General features: G+C 33.4%; 23 protein-coding genes and 1 tRNA gene. 17 read left to right on the plus strand and 7 right to left on the minus strand.

The genetic code is table 11. The features are described from left to right. Positions 1–16 precede the first annotated feature (16 nt). From FLY87_RS00770 to rsfS, 4 genes are read left to right on the plus strand one after another with little or no spacing between them, the layout of a single operon-like run. Positions 17–1,072 (plus strand): DRTGG domain-containing protein, encoded by a 1,056-nt coding sequence (locus tag FLY87_RS00770; RefSeq protein WP_141266099.1) that lies wholly within the window; start codon positions 17–19, stop codon positions 1,070–1,072. Further along, entirely contained in the window at positions 1,069–1,944 is an 876-nt protein-coding gene (argB, locus tag FLY87_RS00775; RefSeq protein WP_141266100.1) for an acetylglutamate kinase, read from the plus strand. The genes FLY87_RS00770 and argB overlap by 4 nt, the downstream gene beginning before the upstream one ends. Further along, positions 1,944–2,654 (plus strand): 16S rRNA (uracil(1498)-N(3))-methyltransferase, encoded by a 711-nt coding sequence (locus tag FLY87_RS00780; protein ID WP_141266101.1) that lies wholly within the window; start codon positions 1,944–1,946, stop codon positions 2,652–2,654. Before argB ends, FLY87_RS00780 begins: the two co-directional genes overlap by 1 nt. Before the next feature lie 37 nt (positions 2,655–2,691). After that, positions 2,692–3,069, plus strand: coding sequence for a ribosome silencing factor (gene rsfS, locus FLY87_RS00785; protein ID WP_141266102.1), 378 nt, complete (start codon positions 2,692–2,694; stop codon positions 3,067–3,069). Here rsfS and FLY87_RS00790 read toward each other — a convergent pair. Genes FLY87_RS00790 through FLY87_RS00815 form a run of 6 tightly spaced genes read right to left on the minus strand, consistent with a single transcriptional unit; the run spans position 3,035 to position 7,566 of the window. Further along, positions 3,035–3,784: an energy transducer TonB gene (locus FLY87_RS00790; RefSeq protein WP_141266103.1), complete on the minus strand. Its 750-nt coding sequence runs from the start codon at positions 3,782–3,784 to the stop codon at positions 3,035–3,037. The two genes, rsfS and FLY87_RS00790, sit on opposite strands and share 35 nt — an antisense overlap. A 4-nt stretch (positions 3,785–3,788) precedes the next feature. Next, complete coding sequence (locus tag FLY87_RS00795) at positions 3,789–4,925, minus strand: NAD(P)/FAD-dependent oxidoreductase (RefSeq protein ID WP_141266104.1); 1,137 nt, start codon at positions 4,923–4,925, stop codon at positions 3,789–3,791. Between the two features lie 5 nt (positions 4,926–4,930). Next, positions 4,931–5,371 (minus strand): universal stress protein, encoded by a 441-nt coding sequence (locus tag FLY87_RS00800; RefSeq protein WP_141266105.1) that lies wholly within the window; start codon positions 5,369–5,371, stop codon positions 4,931–4,933. 9 nt (positions 5,372–5,380) lie between these two features. Then, complete coding sequence (locus FLY87_RS00805; protein WP_141266106.1) at positions 5,381–6,142, minus strand: type III pantothenate kinase; 762 nt, start codon at positions 6,140–6,142, stop codon at positions 5,381–5,383. Next, the gene (locus FLY87_RS00810; RefSeq protein ID WP_038059180.1) at positions 6,142–6,942 is read right to left on the minus strand and encodes a biotin--[acetyl-CoA-carboxylase] ligase; all 801 of its coding nucleotides are present in this window, start codon (positions 6,940–6,942) and stop codon (positions 6,142–6,144) included. The genes FLY87_RS00805 and FLY87_RS00810 overlap by 1 nt, the downstream gene beginning before the upstream one ends. 3 nt (positions 6,943–6,945) lie before the next feature. After that, a complete protein-coding gene (locus FLY87_RS00815; RefSeq protein ID WP_028842501.1) occupies positions 6,946–7,566 on the minus strand; it encodes an MBL fold metallo-hydrolase in 621 nt (206 codons plus the stop codon). A 98-nt stretch (positions 7,567–7,664) separates the two neighbouring features. Between FLY87_RS00815 and FLY87_RS00820 the strand changes: the two genes are divergently transcribed. From FLY87_RS00820 to FLY87_RS00860, 8 genes are all read left to right on the plus strand, one after another. Next, positions 7,665–7,739 (plus strand) — tRNA-Pro (locus FLY87_RS00820). Between the two features lie 385 nt (positions 7,740–8,124). Next, a complete protein-coding gene (locus FLY87_RS00825) occupies positions 8,125–10,056 on the plus strand; it encodes a hypothetical protein (protein ID WP_255446950.1) in 1,932 nt (643 codons plus the stop codon). Positions 10,057–10,206: 150 nt separating this feature from the next. Beyond that, entirely contained in the window at positions 10,207–10,410 is a 204-nt protein-coding gene (locus FLY87_RS00830; RefSeq protein ID WP_028842503.1) for a type II toxin-antitoxin system VapB family antitoxin, read from the plus strand. Further along, positions 10,404–10,814 (plus strand): PIN domain nuclease, encoded by a 411-nt coding sequence (locus tag FLY87_RS00835; RefSeq protein WP_028842504.1) that lies wholly within the window; start codon positions 10,404–10,406, stop codon positions 10,812–10,814. Before FLY87_RS00830 ends, FLY87_RS00835 begins: the two co-directional genes overlap by 7 nt. 639 nt (positions 10,815–11,453) lie before the next feature. Further along, complete coding sequence (locus tag FLY87_RS00845; RefSeq protein WP_012546437.1) at positions 11,454–12,182, plus strand: pyridoxine 5'-phosphate synthase; 729 nt, start codon at positions 11,454–11,456, stop codon at positions 12,180–12,182. After that, positions 12,175–13,641 (plus strand): exodeoxyribonuclease VII large subunit, encoded by a 1,467-nt coding sequence (gene xseA, locus FLY87_RS00850; protein ID WP_141266108.1) that lies wholly within the window; start codon positions 12,175–12,177, stop codon positions 13,639–13,641. Before FLY87_RS00845 ends, xseA begins: the two co-directional genes overlap by 8 nt. After that, positions 13,619–13,840 carry an exodeoxyribonuclease VII small subunit gene (gene xseB, locus FLY87_RS00855; protein WP_012545195.1) on the plus strand — a complete coding sequence of 74 codons (222 nt, stop codon included), beginning with the start codon at positions 13,619–13,621 and terminating at the stop codon, positions 13,838–13,840. Before xseA ends, xseB begins: the two co-directional genes overlap by 23 nt. After that, entirely contained in the window at positions 13,841–14,599 is a 759-nt protein-coding gene (locus FLY87_RS00860) for an RNA methyltransferase (protein ID WP_141266109.1), read from the plus strand. A gap of 34 nt (positions 14,600–14,633) precedes the next feature. On the opposite strand, the gene FLY87_RS00865 is transcribed toward FLY87_RS00860, so the two are convergent. After that, positions 14,634–15,734: a radical SAM/SPASM domain-containing protein gene (locus FLY87_RS00865; RefSeq protein WP_141266110.1), complete on the minus strand. Its 1,101-nt coding sequence runs from the start codon at positions 15,732–15,734 to the stop codon at positions 14,634–14,636. A 118-nt stretch (positions 15,735–15,852) separates the two neighbouring features. On the opposite strand from FLY87_RS00865, the gene FLY87_RS00870 reads away from it, so the two are divergent. The 5 genes from FLY87_RS00870 to FLY87_RS00890 all read left to right on the plus strand — a co-directional run bounded on the left by FLY87_RS00870 (position 15,853) and on the right by FLY87_RS00890 (position 19,236). Further along, complete coding sequence (locus FLY87_RS00870; protein WP_012545754.1) at positions 15,853–16,629, plus strand: ABC transporter permease; 777 nt, start codon at positions 15,853–15,855, stop codon at positions 16,627–16,629. After that, positions 16,626–17,369: an ABC transporter ATP-binding protein gene (locus tag FLY87_RS00875; protein ID WP_141266111.1), complete on the plus strand. Its 744-nt coding sequence runs from the start codon at positions 16,626–16,628 to the stop codon at positions 17,367–17,369. Before FLY87_RS00870 ends, FLY87_RS00875 begins: the two co-directional genes overlap by 4 nt. Before the next feature lie 78 nt (positions 17,370–17,447). Continuing rightward, entirely contained in the window at positions 17,448–18,695 is a 1,248-nt protein-coding gene (gene thrC / locus FLY87_RS00880; RefSeq protein ID WP_012546459.1) for a threonine synthase, read from the plus strand. Between the two features lie 2 nt (positions 18,696–18,697). After that, the gene (locus FLY87_RS00885; RefSeq protein ID WP_012545583.1) at positions 18,698–18,976 is read left to right on the plus strand and encodes a MoaD/ThiS family protein; all 279 of its coding nucleotides are present in this window, start codon (positions 18,698–18,700) and stop codon (positions 18,974–18,976) included. 11 nt (positions 18,977–18,987) lie between these two features. Further along, complete coding sequence (locus FLY87_RS00890; protein ID WP_012545388.1) at positions 18,988–19,236, plus strand: NIL domain-containing protein; 249 nt, start codon at positions 18,988–18,990, stop codon at positions 19,234–19,236. Positions 19,237–19,238 lie beyond the last annotated feature (2 nt).

Raw genomic sequence — 19,238 nt, forward strand, 5'->3', positions numbered from 1 at the left:
AACAGGGAGGACAAACATGATACCCATTTTTATAATATCAAATCGAGCCTTTACAGGAAAAAACTTTTTTGCTTTAGGACTATCTCTCACTCTTCAAGAACGAGGTTATAAAACAGGTTATATAAGACCGCTCGGAAGAATTCCTTTAAAAAAAGGTGAAGAAATATTTGATGAAGAAGCTGTTTTTATAAAGGAGTTATTAGGACTTGAAGAACCATTAAGTGTTATATCTCCTTTTGTTTTTACTTATGAAACACAGTATAAACTTCTTGAAGGCACTGATTTAAAAATAAAAGAAAAAGTTATTAACTCCTTTTCACAGCAAAGTAATAAAGATTTTGTAATAGTTGTCGGACCTAACAACATATTTGAAGGCTTTACACTTGGAATTGATGTTATAAGTTTACTACAGGAGACAAATGGGAAGGTTATAGCCATTCAACACTGGGATAGCGAACTTGCAATGGATGACATATTCGGTATAAGACAGTTAAGCAGTGAAAAATTTATAGGTGCAGTTATAAATAAAGTTCCTCCTGAACAGTTTCATCATGTTAAAGAAAAGGTAGTTCCATTTATTGAAGGAAGGGGAATAAAAGTCTTGGGAGTTTTCAAAAAAGATAAATTTCTGGAAGCTGTTACAGTAAGAAGACTTATGGAAGCAGTAAATGGCGGGCTTGTCTGCTGCGAAGATAAACTTGATGAATTTGTTGACAATCTATCCATCGGAGCAATGGACCCTGAAACAGCACTTTCCTATTTCTTAAGAATTCCAAACAAAGCGGTTATAACAGGCATCCACAGAACAGATATCCAGATAGTTGCAATGGAAACTTCCACAAAGTGTTTAATACTTACCGGCGGAATGCATGTTAATGAAACTGTAACAGGAATTGCTAAAGCGAAAGGTATCCCAATTATTGTTACTGGTATGGATACATTTACAGCGGTTGACAAAATGGAAAAACTTATGGGCAAGGCTGTTATAAGAGAAAAAGACAAAGCGCTAAAAGCAAAAGAAGTTGTTAGCACTGCATTTGATATAGAAGAGTTTCTGAGAAGAACTAAATGAATGATATAGAACAAACACTTCTTGAAAAGGCAAATATCCTTGTTGAGGCACTTCCGTATATAAGAAAATTCTATGGGAAAACTTTTGTAATAAAGTACGGAGGCGCCGCTCAAAAAGACCCTTTTCTTAAAGATGCTTTCGCTCAGGATATTGTTTTGCTCAATTTTATAGGCATAAAACCTATTGTTGTACATGGAGGAGGACCAAAAATTACAGAATTTATGAAAAAACTTGATAAAGAGCCTCAGTTTATTCATGGGCACAGGGTAACTGATAAAGAAACCATGGAAATTGTTGAGATGGTTCTTGGTGGAGTAATAAACAAAGAAATTGTTCAACTTATTAATTCTCATGGTGGAAAAGCTGTTGGACTTACAGGAAAAGATGGAAATCTTCTAAAAACAAAGAAAAAATATTTAAAAATCAATAATGAAGAAACAGATATCGGATTTGTTGGTGAAATAGAAGAAGTCTGTGTGGATGTGTTGGAGAGTTTGCAGGATAAAGGCTTTATTCCTGTTGTTGCACCTATAGGCTTTGACAAAAAAGGTCAAAGTTATAACATAAATGCTGATACAGTAGCCTCTGCAATTGCTGTAGCAGTAAAAGCTGAAAAACTTATACTTCTTACTGATGTTAAAGGAATAACCGATGAAAACAACAATCATATTCCTACTCTTAAAAATGAGGAAGCTTTAAAATTGATAGAACAACAAATTATTAGCGGAGGAATGATTCCCAAGGTTTATGCCTGTCTTAATGCACTTAAAGGAGATGTCAGAAAAACTCACATAATAGATGGAAGGATTCCTCATAGTTTACTTCTTGAAATTTTTACTCAAAAAGGTATTGGCACTGAACTAATTTTCTAATGAGTCAAATAAGACTTTGTGTTCAACACTGTGAATTTTTTCCGGGAAAAATTTTAGAACTTTCAAATGAAGACAGAAAATATCTTTTCAATGTTTTAAGATGTCATCCAGGAGATACACTCTCAATTTTTAATGGTAAAGGAAAAAGCTTTCATGCAAAAATAGTTGACTTAAAAACTATAGAGATTCTTCAGGAAGAAGAACTTCATACAGAAGATGTATTTTCAATAATTTTATGTCAAGCTCTACTTAAAGGTGAAAAAATGGATATGATTATAGAAAAAGCAACAGAGCTTGGTGTAAAAAAAATTATCCCATTTGTTAGTGACAGATGTATTGTAAGACATACTCGTAAAATTGAAAGATGGGAAAAAATTGCTAAAGAAGCTTCAGAACAATCACATAGGAGCATCGTTCCTGAGATAAACAATGTTATTAATTTCTCTGAATTGATTAAAACCATAGACAATGGAATTCTTTTCTGGGAAAAGGCTACATCACCTTTAATTCAAACAATATCTGAAGTAAATCATGATAAAAACATATTTTTATTGATAGGACCCGAGGGAGGATTCAGTCAGGAAGAAGTAAGCCAGGCAGAGAAAATGAATATAAAAACAGCTTCTTTAGGCAAAAGAATTTTAAAAGCTGAAACAGCTTCTATAGTTTCAGTTGCATTAGTGAGTTTTTTGCTTCAATGGAAATTGTGATTTTCGAATCTAAATAAATTATGATATAATTAAAATAATGGATTCAAAAGAAAAGGCTTTAAAAACAGCAGAATTCCTTCATGACAAAAAGGCGCAGGATATAAAAATTCTTGAGCTGAAAGAGCTTACCATAATAACTGATTACTTTGTAATCTGTTCTGCTGAAAGCACAACCCAAGTGAAAGCACTGGCAGAATATTTACAAGAAATAATGCAACAGGAAGGGTATAAGCTTTACGGAATAGAAGGTTTTTCACATGCTCACTGGGTTTTAATGGATTATGGTGATGTGATTGTTCATATATTTCTTGAAGAAACAAGACGCTACTATGACCTTGAAAGATTATGGCTTGATGCACCAAGAATTCAAATTGAAAAGATTACCTCAGATAAAAGCCGTGCAGTGTATAGATAAAATGTCCTGTTATTGTAAGAGTATTTTTCTGCCAGTCATCAGGTAATGGCCAGAATGGTTCAGCATCTTTTAGTGCTTTAATTGCTGCATCATCAAGCATTCTGTAGCCAGATGTTCTCAAAAGTTCTACAGAAACGAGTTTGCCTTTTTTATCAATTGTAAATCTCAAATAAAGGTCACCATATATACCTCTCTGAGCAGCCTGAGGAGGATACTGCCAGACTCTTTCTATTTTCTCCTTAAGTCTTTCAAGGTATCCCCAATCATTGAATTCTTTTGCAGAAAAACTTAAACCGCGTGATGTTTCTAACTCTTGCTTCTCCTTAGATTTCCTTGAAAGTCTGGCAATTACATCTTTATCAAAAATATTAGGAGACTGCTTAGGAGTTAACTCTGTAAAATGTTTCTCTGTTTTTAAATTCCCTGTAGAAGCAGTTTCTTTCTGTTTTTCTTCTTTCTGCCCTTGATTTCCTTTTGGAATAGCACTTAAATATTTTGGTTGTTTTGATTCTCTTATAGGAGGAAGTTTTTCTAATGTCTTAGGTGGGGTAGCTTTGGCAGAAGGTGGTATTTTAGGCACCTGCGGAGACAAAGGTACAATTATAACTGAAACAGGTTCTGAAGGCTGTTGAGACTTAAAATAATCCTGTAAAAGCAGTATAAAAATAAATAGTAAAATATGGAAAATAAAAGAATAAATTAAAGCTTTCTTCACAATTTTATTTTATCTTAAATGTAGTGATTCTTGAAATAAGACTTCCAAAAGCTTTTAAATAAAGAGGAATAAGTTTACGACCATGTTCTTTCCTCAGCCATAAAGCCATCGCAAGTTCCTGAATAGCAGGATTTCTATGAATATTAAGCCAGTTGTCTATTCTTTCATCATTGCCAAACATGTAATCCTGAAATTTTTTCATTATGCTAAATTGCTTTAGAAAATTTTCATCCCATAATCTTTTGTAAAGATTTAAATCTTTTTGCACTATTGCTTCAGAGGCAAATTGAGCAGATTTCATAGAATAATATATCCCTTCAAATGAAATAGGCATTACAGTTCCAAGAGCATCACCGCAAAAAATAACATTTTCTTTAAAAAAACTCCTTCTACTCCATTTTGGTATTTTATAAGCTCTTAACTTGAAAGAATTAATATTTAACTTATCTGCAAACCTTTTTTCAACAAAGTTACTAATAAGAGTTCTTAGTTTTTTAATATCTTCTGCTCCTGTTCCCACTGAAAAATAGTTAAAACCAGGAAAAACCCAAGAATAAAAAAATGAAGCATGAGAATTACCAAACCAGAATTCGCATGTATCTTTTGTATCTATAAAGTTTTCAGGGATATGTAGACTAACTGTCCAGTAGTATTCAGGTTTTGACCACCCTTTAATAGAGCATACTCTTGAGTTAACTCCATCAGCAGCAATGATATATTTAGAATAAATTTCCAGAACTTCACCAGTTTTTTTTCTAACTGTTAACTCACTATTTTCTATATTTATTAGTTCTGCCTCAATAATTTTTACTCCGCTTTTCTCAGCTAACTTTCTCATAAATGAATCAAAGCTCTGACGATTAAAAATCAGTATTTCTCCACCTTGGAGTGAAACCTCTATTGGTTCTGAAAAAGGAGGGAATATTTTCACCTTTGTTACTATGTTAAAAGGTATCTGATTCCGAAGTTTATTTAAAATATTAAATTCTTTCAGCCCCGCGGACGGAATCCCTCCTCCACAGGGCTTATTAAATGTAAGGTCTTTTTCAATTAAAACTGTTTCTATTCCCTTTTCTGCAAGTAATCTTGCAGCGGTGCTACCAGCGGGTCCGCCACCAACAACTAAAACTTCACACTGCATTCTTACTATTTTTTAGTTACAACAAGAACAGGACAAGGAGCATTTCTTATAACTCTTTGTGTTGTGCTTCCAACAAAAAATCTTTCTACTCCACTTCTTGGAAGCGTTCCAATAATAATCAAATCAACACTATTTTCTTTAGCAAACTTTATAATTTCCTCATAAGGAATTCCTCTTAAAACAGCTGTTTCAACATTTTTGAAATCTTCACGAATATCAATACCAAAAGAATCAAGATTTCTTTTGGCATGAGATTCTAAGTCCTTATAAAGTTCGGTTATTGACGGACGAGGAATATGAAGATTTGATGCTTTTTCAATATCATAGATAACATGAAGAAGATATAATTTTGCATTAAACATTTTCGCAAAATCTACAGCATAAGAAAGAGCGTACAAAGACTCATCTGAAAAATCTGTTGGTAAAAGAATCTTCTGAAATTTCATAACACCCTCCTAATTTTTAATGTTTTTTAAGTATATCAATCTCATACCCTCAATTACAAGATATTTATTCAATAAATGTTTTTTATGCATGTATTTTGATAGTAACTGAGAATATCCACCTGTTAAAAGAATTATAAGGTCACGGTTTATTTTTTTCTCAATTTCGCTTATTATTCCTTCAACTGCATAAATTGTTCCTAAAACTATTCCACTTAGAATTGCTGAATGAGTATCTTTGCCAAGTACTTCAACATCCTTATTTAAATCAATCAGTGGCAAACTTGATGTTTTTTCATTAAGAGCATAATTCATTGTGCCTATTCCTGGCATTATTGCTCCACCAACAATCTCTTTTTCACTGGTAACGACTGTGATTGTAGTAGCTGTTCCAGCATCTACAACCGCGATATTTTCTTTGAATAATTCATAGGCAGCCACAGAAGCAACAAGTCTGTCAACTCCAAAACTTTCTGGTTTATTAAGATTAAGCTTTAATCCTGAAGGAGTTTTGTAATCTATAACAATTGTTCTATGAGAGATATTTGTAAAAAAATCCAGAAATTTCTCTGTAATTTCAGGTACAACAGAACATATTATACAGTCAAAATTATAATTATCACTGAGAAATGGACAATTAAGGAGTTTCTGATTATCAGTCCAGCTTGATACTTCCTGTGTATCAAATGAAACAATTCTAAAATCAGATTGATAGGGATCTTTGAAAAAAGCAAGATTAATAGTGGAATTTCCTATTTTAACAGCAACAAGCATTATTTTGCTCGGAGTAAAGTAACATCCCCTGCGCAGATTTTTTCATATGTTCCGTCAGTTAGCTTTACAATTAGCCTACCTTCCTCATCTATAGCTTCAGCTGTAGCAATAAGCTCTCTGTCAGATAAAACAATTTTAACTTGCCTTCCTATGGTGCCACTCAACTGCATCCATCGGTCAATAATTGTTTTTCTCTGCCTCTTTTCAAGTAATTGATACCACTTATCAAATTCTTTGATTATTTCCACAGCAAGAAGACTTCTTGAAAAATCTTCTCCTTTACATATCTTAAGAGAAGAGGCTATTTCTTTAATCTCTTCTGGCATATCTTCTTCTGTCATATTTACATTAATACCAATGCCTACTACGGCAGACTTTATTTTTTCTCCTTCAATCTTCATTTCTGTAAGAATTCCACCAACTTTTTTATCATCCACAAGCATATCATTAGGCCATTTAATCAATACAGGCACATCTGCATATCTTCTCAAAGCTGTTGTGCATGCTACAACACTGGTTAAAGTAAGTAATGTAGCATATTTTGGAGGAATAGTCGGTTTTATACCAATGCTCATGTAAAGATTTTTCCCTGAAGGCGAAATCCATTTTCTGCCCAATCTGCCTTTGCCTTTTATTTGTCTATCTGCTACAACAACTGTTCCTGAGGGATATCCCTGTTTTAAAAGTTCATTTGCCTTGCTGTTAGTTGATTCAACCTCATCATAAGCTACAATTTCTTTACCAATTTCCTGAATTTTTGAAGACAATAACTTTTTTAACTCTTCTCCTGTAAATTCCATAGTTTACCTCTCTGGTTGAAGTATTATAACATCTATTTTGCCCTTGAGTTTTTCAGCAAAATACTGAGCATCCTTTTCAGAACCAACAATGCTTCCATAATGCATTGGAATTGCTATCTTAGGATTAATATCCAACGCAGCCTGAACCGCTTCTTCAGCAGTCATTACATAAGTTCCTGAAACTGGAAGCAAAGCAATATCAATATCTTTAAAAGACTTCATTTCTGGAATATAATCAGTGTCTCCTGCAATATAAATTCTTTTCCCCATTACTTTGAAAATATATCCAACCCAACCTTTCTCCTTTGGATGAAACTTTTTGTTCAAATTATAAGATGGAACAACCTCTATCTCCACACCTTCTATATTAATTTTATCTCCTGGTTTAACAATAACTTCTTTTGCCTTAATCTTGCCTGAACAATCCTTTGGAAGAACAATAACTGTGTGAGGAGCTAAAAGTTTTTTTATATCATCAGGACTGAAATGGTCATAATGCTCATGAGTAACAAGAATAATATCAGCCTTATCAGGCTTTTTAATTTGAAAGGGATCCGTATAGATAACTTTTTCTCCTGTAATTTTAAAGCTGTCATGCCCAAACCATTTAATATTTTCTAACATAATACACCTCCGGAAAGGTATTTGATATATAATACTAAATTTTAAGCACAGATAACAATTTGACTTTTTTCAAGGATTTCTATTAGATTAAAATTTATCGGGGCGTAGCGCAGCTTGGATAGCGCACCTGCCTTGGGAGCAGGGGGTCGGTGGTTCAAATCCACTCGCCCCGATAAGTATTTTCAAGGGGTTACAGAGTTTCACTCCTGTGTAAGAGTCTCCAACGATAATAAGTGGACTAATTTTGTGCTATCTGCAAATGTCAGCTACAGATTTACCGCATTTAATTCCTTCCAAAACTATTGCCACTTTTTCTTCTGCGGTCTGTTTGATACTTTCGGACTTCGTCCCCAGGAAAATGCTTTGCATTGTTTTGTTTTATTTATACTGCCCCTATAAAATTTTTTCTTCCTGCTTATGCAGAAAGTTTAACCTCTACTAATTGACCGTGTCCACTCTCTATTGAATAAGGTTTATTCTTTTATTTTTTCAACTTTCAATTGAAAAAATTTATGTTAATCATTATACTTGAGGGAAAAGGAGAAACTTGAGGTTAAAGTGATAGAAAGGAAAATTTTTTTATTTTCAACTCTTTTCTTTTTACTAATCGCTTTTTATTGCAACTCGTCAGCTCAATCACCCATTGAAGAAAAAAACAAATTTAATCTTTTCGCTCAAGAAACAATAGATTTTAATGAACTCATGCAAAAATATAAGGAATCTATAATTACTATTGATGAAGCTAATATAAAAACTGAAGAAATTTTAGGAATTCCCGTTATTACATCAAGACCTGCCGACACCCCGGAGAAGGAAATTAAGAGGCGGAGAGATATATTAAATATGCAGTATGGACAGGCAAAACAAAGGTTTGAAGATTTAGAAAACCAGGAAGAAGAACCTCAAATCGTAGAAGCTATTCCAGTTGAAGGTTATATAGTAATTAACGGAGGAGAAAAAAGGTTTTATGACAGTAGTCATATAGAAAAAGAACTATTTTACCGAATTAAAGAGACCTTTGTAGGTAATATATTAGTTGTTCGCAAATATAATACTTATAAAAAAGAGTTTGAGAAAAATAAAGAATATGAACTTGATAGCCTTTCAACAAACATAAAAGTGGAGAATTTTTATGGAAAAACCTGTATAAAATGGAGTTATTTTGTGCCAAAATTTTGCACAAGATATGCAAATTTTATTCACTACGAAATCAATAAAGGAGAAATTTATCCTAATTTCTACTCGGGAGTGGTGGGCATAGATCAATTAGAGAAAGACCAATTAGAGATAGTAGCCAATACTCCAGAAATAATATTCTATACAAAAGATGGACTTCATTATTCAGACTCTACCAAAGTAGGTTGCACAAGTGGAAGGTGGAAATTAACTAATCATGAACTTGAAAAATTATTAAACATAGGTAGCTTTAAAATAACTAAAAATATTGGAAATGTTGACAAATCGTCAAGCTGCATAACTGGTTCCACCATCACTCTGTATCTCAAAGTCAAAAAGGATGAACCTGAAAAATGCAAAGAACCCAAAAGCGTTAATATAGAAATATTATCACCTTCAGAGGGGGAAAGGTATATTTTTACAGAACAAAATCCAGGAACTCTTACTCTTGAACTTAGAGCAAAAACTACTCCTGTTAAATATGAAGAATCAATAGAGTGGGAAATTCCTGAGATGGAAGGCTCACATAAGGTATTTCAACCATCTTCGGGTTTGTCCAAACCAAAAGGTCCGACTGTAAAGGTAACATATAACGGATTACCAACACACAGTGAATCCTTCGGTAAACAGAAAGTTAAAGCTCGTCTGAATATTGAAGGATGCTCACTTGAGAAGACAAGGGAGATTCTAATTTTTTATCCTCGTGACGAAAAAAACAATCCTCAAGGCAGATATCCCAACTGGTTTTATTACTGGAAGCAGACTCCTGCAGCAATGCCCTTTGGACAAAATGTGAGATTGGCATTTCATTGTGATAGTATTCCAATTGATAAATGCGTTTGTTTGCATGGAGGAGTGGTAGGACAATATAATCCCTATTACTCTGAGCATAAAACAATAAATGTCTGCGATTTAAATAAAAATCTTGAACCTCAAGACCGGCAGAATTTTATTATTAGATTACCAGCGATAAAACTATCAATTTCATCAACTTTAACCAGTAGAAATTTTCTCACATATACTCACATAGATACTTTTTCAGTGATAATCATGCATGAGTTTACCCATTTCAACAATGCACTAACTTTCTGGACAGATGGATACAATCCCGAAAAGGACAAAGATGGAGATACTCTACCTGACCATATTGAAGCTGAACTGGGACTTAATCCTGAGGAGAAACTTTCTCATTGGAAAGATACTCTCCAAGGAACTGACGATGAAGAACTTTTAACTCTTGAAGCCACCTATGACTATCCTTCTGGTAAGTTTGATAAATATGACTGGGGAAAACCAGGAAAAAACTGGAAATAAAATGCCCTCGTTTCCTTTTTTGAATCACAAGCCTGATTTTCAGACCAAAATCCCTGACAGACTAATGCCTACTTTTTTGTTGATTCAAAGCAGCAATTTATACACAAAAAAGTGATATAATATGTGTATAAAATTAAAGGAGGTTTAATTATGCGTAGAACCAATATTGAATTAGACGAAGACATTTTAAAAGAAGCGATGGAATTAACAAAGATTAAAACTAAAAAAGATGTGGTTAATTTTGCAATCAGTGAACTCGTAAAAAAACTCAAGAGAAAAAAAATACTTGAACTTGAAGGTAAAGTCCAATGGGAAGGGAATCTTGATGAAATGAGAAAGGGGAGATTTTGCTAATTGTAGATACAAGTGTCTGGATTGATTTTCTTCGTGGAGAAAAAACAAAAGCCTGTGAAACCCTGCGTGAACTTATTAATTCTGAAGAAGAGATTTATATTACAGAAATAATACTGACTGAAATTCTTCAAGGCATTAAAGATGATAAACTTTACAATCTTATAAAGGAATATCTCCTTTATTTCCCAGTATTGAAACCAAAAGGAATAGAAACCTATATTAGAGCATCAGAGATTTTTAGAAATTGTAAGAAAAAGGGTAAAACAGTAAGAAAAACCATAGATTGCATTATTGCCTCTATAGCTATTGAAAATAGAGCTACAATTATTCATAAAGATCATGATTATGAAACAATTAGAGAATTCTCTGAACTTAAAACTATAAATATGGGAAATTTTTGTTAAACATCGCTGTAAAAAATGTTAAATCAAAGTTCCACCCTCTTGAACTTTAAAAAAATTTTTTGATATTATTTTAAATGTTTCAAATTACTAAATCCGATCCAATTCGGTATTCAAATAAAAATCTATTACCCCCCCCCGAAAAAATCTAAATAAATCAAATAGTTATATTCATGATGTTTTTATATTTACCATTGCTATACGTTTTTTCATAGTTGTTCAATTATTAACTATCATTCCAAAGGGTCTTAACAACTCCGAAAAATCTACCCTGCGAGAATTACTAAAGCAAAGCCGAAAGGTTTCCTGCTCATCATTAAAGGATGAGATTCCTCACTTTGTTTGGAATGACAAAAAAAGGTGTAAGAATAACAGAAAGAGAGGTTGGAATGACAGTCCTATTATGTCAATCTGAGCTTAAGGAAGAGTCTCCTCCTTTTAGCGGAGGAGATTCCTTGTTTGCGGCTTGCAATAACAGAAAAAAGGCGAACAATGGCAAATGAAGGTAAATGAAAAATATTCTGAGTTGTAATTCTTTGATTTATAAGAAATTACAAGTTTTTGAACAGGCTCAAATCAGATTTTGTCAACTATTTTTAAAAAGTGATATAATCAAATCAATCAAATCTCCGGAGGTTAAGTATGGTTATTTTGGGCGTAAATGTTGACCATATTGCAACTGTAAGACAAGCAAGAAAAACTTTTGAACCAGACCCTGTAATGGCAGCAACACTGGCAATTCTTGGTGGTGCTGATGGCATAACCATCCATTTGAGAGAAGACAGAAGACATATACAAGACAGAGACTTAAAAATTCTTAGAGAAGTAGTTCCCTGTGAGCTAAATTTAGAGATGGCTGCAACAGAAGAGATGATTAATATTGCTTTAAATATTAAACCTGATATGGTCACAATTGTTCCTGAAAAAAGACAAGAGCTTACCACTGAAGGAGGACTCAATGTAATTGAACTTAAGGATTCTCTCAAAGAAGCAATAAAAAAAATAAAGGACGCTGGAATTCCTGTGAGTCTTTTTATAAATCCAGAGCGTAATGACATAGAGTGTTCAAAGGATATCGGAGCAGATATGGTTGAGATTCACACAGGATATTACTCTGAATCCAGAGGAGATGTTCAACTTAAAGAACTTGAAAGGATTAAAGACGCAGTAGCTTACTCCATAAGTCTTGGACTCAAAACAAATGCAGGACATGGATTAAACTATTATAATGTAAAATCTATAGCAGCAATAAAAGGACTAAGAGGACTTTATATTGGTCACAGTATAATTGCAAGAGCTGTTCTTGTAGGAATTGAGAAAGCTGTAAGAGAGATGAAAAATCTCATCAAAGAGGCATGTATTAATGCTTAAAACAGATGTAATTTATCAAACTCTTTCCCAGTATTTAACCGAAATCAAAGAATTTATTCAGGAAGTTTCTGATTATCAGTGGATTATTGCTGAGATAGCAAAAATAGATTGCGATAAAAATGGACATTACTGGATTGAACTTGTTGAAAAAAAAGACAATGAAATTATTGCCCAATGTGGTGCGGTTATATGGCGTGGTAATGTTGAAACAATCTCTAACTTTTACCTTAAAACAGGAATTGAAATTCAAAAGGGTATAAAAATTCTTTTCATTGGAAAAGCTACATTTCATGAGAAATATGGTTTTAAACTAAATATTCTTCAAATTGACCCGTCCTTCACCATTGGGGAAATGGCTCTAAAGAAAAAAGAAACAATTGAAAGACTCACCAAAGAAGGACTTATTGATAAAAATAAGTTTATTAAGATTCCACTTATTATTCAAAAAATTGCAATTGTATCAAGTAAATCTGCGGCTGGATACGAAGATTTTTTAAAGATTTTAAAAGAAAATAAATACGGATTTAAATTTTATACTAAACTCTTTGATGCTTTTGTTCAGGGAGAAACTGCCGTGAATTCCTTAATAAACGCTTTTCAAAGATGTAGTCTTGAATTTAAAGATTTTGATGCTATTATTTTAATTCGTGGTGGAGGCTCTGTTGCTGACCTTGCAATTTTTAATGATTATGAACTTGCAAAAACAATGGCTTTAATGCCTATACCAGTGTTTACAGGGATAGGACATACAAGAGATGAAACTGTTGCGGACTGTGTTGCTTCAATGTCTTTTAAAACACCTTCTGAGGTAGCAAAATTTATTCTTGACAGAGCATTAGATTTTGACTCAAAAATTGACAATCTCAAACAGAGAATTCTTCATAAAGTTGAAGCTTTTCTGAATACTGAAATTTCAAAAAATCAGAGTCTTCAGGAAAGATTTAAACTGGCTGTGAGAAACTCGGGAGAAAAACTGTCTCAAAAGATGAACTTGATTGTAAGCGAGATTCATAATGGTATCTTGAAAAAAGTTCACAGCGAAAAGGAGTTCTTATTCTCACTTAAACAGAATCTTCATAAAAAGACGAATTATATACTAAAAACAAAAGAAGTTGAAATCACAAATCTCAGTAACAGAGTAAAAATGAAAATGAGAGAGAATATTACACGAGGAAATTTCACGATAAAATCTTACAAAGAAAAGCTTTTTACAAAATTAAAAAATACTCTTGCATTAAAAAATATTGAGATAGAAAGACTACGGGAAAAACTTCATCTTCTAAGCCCAGAAAATATTTTAAAAAGAGGTTACAGCATAACTTATTTGAATGGAAAGGTTTTGAAAAACTCTCAAGAAGCTTCCATTGGCGCAAAAGTTCAGATTCAACTTTATAAAGGGAAAATATATGGACAAGTAATAAATAAGGAGGAAGATTATGGAGAACCTAAGCTATTCTAAGGCTATTGAAGAAATAGAAGAAATTTTAAAGTACATAGAGTCTCAAGAAGTTGATGTAGATGTGCTTGTTGAAAAAGTAAAAAGAGCAACTGAGCTTATTCGTTTTTGTAAAAGCAAACTTAAAACTGCTGAAGAGGAACTTCACAAAACTCTTATTGAGCTTGAAGGTTCTAATCTGACGGAGGAAGAACCATTTTAAATGCCTACCCTAAATCATTCCTGGAAAGAAAATGTTTATTTTGTTTTAGTTGAACCAAAGGAATCAGGAAATATTGGCGCTTCTGCAAGAGCAATAAAAAATATGGGTTTCACAAATCTTACACTTATCAATCCTGTCCCACTTCAGGATGAAGCATACTGGATGGCATGGGCAAGCAAAGACGTTCTTGAGAAAGCTCAGATTTTTAGAGAACTTGATGAATCATTAAAAGATAAAGCATTAATCATTGGAACAACTCGTAGAAGAGGAGCAAAAAGAGGAGCAATTATTGATGTAAAAGATGGCGTAAAAAGAGTTTATGAAGTAGCTCAGAATAATAAAGTTGCTATACTTTTTGGGAGAGAAGACAAAGGGCTTTTCAATGAAGAAGTTGAAAAATGTGGATATCTTATAACTATTCCTACATCGCTGTTACAACCCTCTTTAAATCTTGCACAGGCAGTTTTAATTGTTGCATATGAACTTATGAGGTGCGAGGAGTTGAAAGATTTTCATATGAACCGTCAGTTTTATGTAAGTCAAACAGAGCTTAATAAACTTTATGAAAGGCTCTTTAAGCTTTTGAAAAAAATTGACTACATACCTGATAACCCTGACATTGAAAAAAGAATAATAAATAATTTTAGGCATTTTTTCGGACGAACTGGACTTACATTCTGGGAACTTAAACTCCTTCACGGACTTTGTACTCATATAGAAGAATTAATAGCTAAATGTCAAACCAACCCAAAAGCCTGAAATTTGCAACTTCTTGAAAGTTAAGACTGTAGAGTCAGTAAAGTTTGATTTTTTTATAAAAGAAAGGTTTAAGAGTTTTCAAAGCTAAGATTGATAAACAAGGTTTTAGAAGCCACGAAAGTAATGATTTACTTCCAATGCATCTTTTGCAGTAAGGATGAATAACTTTGAATTTTTTAAATCCTTCAACTATTTCTCTTAAGTAATCGGATGAGAGAATTTCTTTTAATGACGATTCTTTAACATTCCCGATTTTTGTGTTTCCATCAAAATCTACACAACACAGGGTAACATCACCATTGTAAAGAATACTGAAATGGTCTCTCATACCAAAACAGTATCCTGCCCATGCTTTGTATATTTTGCCATCATAAAAAGCATTTCCCCAGTCTTCAAGTATATAGGTTTCAAAAAAAACATTTGAATAAACCTCTACAACATTCCATTTATAAGAGACCAGTTTATCTATTTTTTTGTATGCATTTTCTATTAAGCTTGTATTAACATTCAAAGCTTCATAAATCTTTCCTGCCCAGTATTTAAAAGTATTTCTCAGTTCATCTGTAGATGAAATAACTCTTATTGGTCCTATTTTTCTTTCCATATCCTTTTTCCGAAAGCTTGTATTTAAAAAACGAAACTTAAAAATAGTATTACTATGCTTTGAGTAATATGCTGTGAAAAAATTAAAAATTCCTTTTAAATAATCATCAAATGTAAGGTGAGCCTTTCTTAAATTAAAGGATTTTGCATCCGGTGTTTGAAGTGAAATATCTATCTGATAAAGCGGATAATCAAGAAGCTTTTCACCGACTTCTCCTCCGAGTCCTGCTCCATTAGTTGTAAGCCCTACTTTTATTCCTGTTTTATCTGAATACGATAAAATCTCAAAAAAATCTGGATGGAGTGTAGGCTCGCCCATTACATGGAATGTTATTTTGTCACAGATATTATTTTCATGAATCTCTGAAATTAATTGCATTGCAAGTTTTTTATCCATATATCCCCGATTTCTCTTCATAACAGATTTTGGACAAAAAATACAGTTAAAATCGCATATATTTGTAAGTTCAATATGTACTCTTTGAAGAGGAATATCTATATGCCCAAATTTTTGTTTTCCAAAATTGTTCATGCTTTAAACTATCAAAACCACATCTTTAATGTCAAAAATTATAAGTTAAGACAAGACATTTCAAAAGCCTATTATTTATTGAACAGCCTAATTTTATGGTAAGATATTTTTGTTTCATATGAAATCAACAATACAAATTCAAAAAATAATATCTGACCTACAGGATTTTTATATTCTCTGTGTAAATTCAATAATTAGACTTTTTAGGAAACCTCTTTACTTTGATGATATTGTAGAACAAATGGAATATGCGGGTTCTTCTTCAGTTTTTATTGTTTCTTTAGTATGCCTTTTTGTCGGGATGGCTCTTTCTCTTCAACTAAGCGCTGAACTCAGTGGACTCGGATTAAAAATGTATACAGGCAAAATTGTCGGGATTGCAGTAATCAGAGAAATAGGTCCTCTTGTGACAGCACTTGTTTTCATTGGACGAGTCGGAGCTGGACAGACTGCAGAAATTGGCTCAATGATACTGGGACATCAGATAGATACACTAAGAGTATATGGGATTGATCCGATAAAAAAAGTGGTAGTTCCAAGAGTAGTTGCTTCTGTTGTTATGTTGCCATGTCTTACAATTATAGGTGACTTAGTATGTCTTTTTGGTGGTTATTATATAGCAGTATTTGTAAGTAATCAAAGTGGCTCTTTTTACTGGTCAAGCATAATCAAGGAACTTACATTTCAAAATGTGCTCTCAGGCTCAATAAAGCCTTTTATTTTTGGATATTTAATTTCATGCATAAGTTGCTTTTACGGACTTACAACACGAGGAGGAGCAAAGGGTTTGAGAACATCCACAACCAAGGCAGTGGTTACATCAATTGTGGTTGTTATTGCAATGGATTTTGTGCTTACACGAATTCTGCTTTATGCATTGGGATTTAGCGTATGATAGTGTTTGACAATGTTTGGTTCTCATATGGTGATAGAGAAGTCCTAAAAGGAGTTAGTTTTTCCGCTAAATTTAATGAACGTATAGCAGTTCTTGGAGAAAGCGGAGAGGGAAAAACAACCATTTTAAAACTTATCTTAGGCTTGATTTCTCCAGATAGAGGGAAAATTTTTATTGATGGAGTAGATATAACCAAATTAACCGAGGAAGAATTAATTCCGATAAGAAGAAAATTCAGTATAGTCTTTCAGGAAGGAGCACTTTTTGACTCATTGCCTGTTAAGGAAAATGTAGCTTTTTTCATGAGAGAGATTTTAAAGCTTCCTGATGAGCAAATTTATAAACGGGTAAGAGAACTACTTAATAGAGTTGGGGTAACAGATGCAGAGGAACTTATGCCAGAAGAGCTAAGTGGGGGAATGCACAGAAGAGTGGCAATTGCAAGAGCTCTGGCTATAGGAAAAACAAAGATGTTTTTATATGATGAGCCAACCGCAGGTCTTGATCCCATAAATTCAGAAAGGATAATGGCATTAATAAAAGACCTTGCAGACAAAGAAAACATAGGATTTATGATAATAACCCATGTTGTATATGTAGCATGGCAACTCTGTAATAGATTCATCTTCATCAAAGATGGGACTATTTTATTTGATGGTAACAGACAAGAGTTAATTTTAACAGACATTCCTGCAGTGAAAGATTTCATAAAGGAATTGTTTTTCAAGGTCAATAGATAATTTAATTCAAAAACAATAGCCATATTTCACCTTTTTGATTTAAAATAAAAAATTAATTTTTAAAATCGGAGGTGGGAGATGAAATATGTAAAGGGACTTAAATGCAGGGAGTGTGGAAGAGAATACCCTGTTGAGCCCATATACGTATGTGAATTCTGTTTCGGACCCCTTGAGGCAGTCTATGATTATCCCAAAATAAAGAGAGCTTTATCAAGAAAAGTTATAGAAAAAAGACCAAAAACACTCTGGAGATATAAAGAACTTCTACCCATAGATGGAGAACCACAAGCGGGGCTTAATTCAGGATTTACACCTCTTGTTAAAGCTGAAAATCTTGCAAAATTTCTTGGTGTAAAGGAACTTTATATAAAGGATGACACAGTTGCCCATCCAACCCTTTCTTTCAAAGACAGAGTTGTTGCAGTTGCTCTCACCAAGGCAAAGGAGTTCGGTTTTGATACTGTTGCCTGTGCTTCAACAGGTAATCTTGCCCATGCTGTATCTGCGCATGGTGCAAAATCAGGTTTTCATAGATTTATTTTTATTCCTGCTACCCTTGAACAGAGCAAAATTCTTGCATCCATTGTTTATGAGCCAAATTTAGTTGCTGTAGACGGAAACTATGATGATGTAAACAGACTATGTAGTGAAATTGCGAATAAATACAGATGGGCATTTGTAAATATAAATATTCGTCCTTTTTATGCGGAAGGGTCAAAAACTATAGGATTTGAAATAGTTGAACAACTTGGATGGGACACACCTGATAGCATTGTTGTTCCCTGTGCAAGTGGTTCACTTCTTACAAAAGTATGGAAAGCTCTTAAGGAATTTAAAGAAATTGGCATTATTAAGGATGTAGACACAAAAATATACGGTGCTCAAGCAACTGGATGTTCACCCATATCAACAGCCTTCAAGCAGGGTACAGACGTAATAAGACCTGTAAAACCAAATACAGTAGCCAAGTCTCTTGCTATTGGTAATCCCGCAGATGGATACTATGCTTTACAGGCTGTGAGAGAAAGCGGAGGAGCAATGGAAGATGTATCTGATGATGAAATAATTGAAGCAATCAAAATACTTTCCAGAACTGAGGGAATTTTTGCAGAAACTGCAGGAGGAGTAACACTTGCAACATATATTAAACTTTTGAAGGAAGGCAAAATTGATAAAAAGGATTGCACGGTGCTCTGTATCACTGGCAATGGACTTAAAACAGCTGAGGTTTTAAATGGTAAAACAGCTGAGGTTTATCAGATTAAACCAAATCTTGCTTCCTTTGAAGAAGCCTTAAAGAGAATCAAACAAAAGGAGGAGAAATAAAAATGGCAGTAAAAGTTTTGATACCAACACCACTTCAAAAAATCACTGGTGGCAAGGATGTTGTTGAAACACAACCGGGTAAAATAATAGATATAATCAATGCTCTTGATAAAAGTTTTCCCGGACTTGCAGAGCGACTCTGTCAGGATGGTAAGATAAGAAGGTTTATCAATGTTTATGTAAATGAGGAAGATGTAAGATTTCTTCAGGGAGAAGAAACTATAGTTAAAGACGGCGATGAAGTTTCAATTGTTCCTGCAATAGCAGGAGGCAGACTCTAAAGGAGGACATCATGTCTGAAGTCAAAAAATTAAGAGTAAGGCTCACATTTCCACAAGAATTAATCAAAGAGCCTGTGCTTTTCAGAATGGCAAAAAAATATGATGTTATGCCAAATATTCGCAGAGCAAGGGTAACAGATACATTTGGAGAGATGATTCTTGAACTTGAAGGACTTGAAGAAAATCTTGAAAAAGGAATTAACTCCCTCAGAGAGCAGGGAGTTGTTGTTGAATTAATAGAAGGAGATATTATTGAATAGCC

Origin of the sequence: Thermodesulfovibrio sp. Kuro-1 (assembly GCF_006538445.1) — a bacterium.
Classification (GTDB): domain Bacteria; phylum Nitrospirota; class Thermodesulfovibrionia; order Thermodesulfovibrionales; family Thermodesulfovibrionaceae; genus Thermodesulfovibrio; species Thermodesulfovibrio yellowstonii.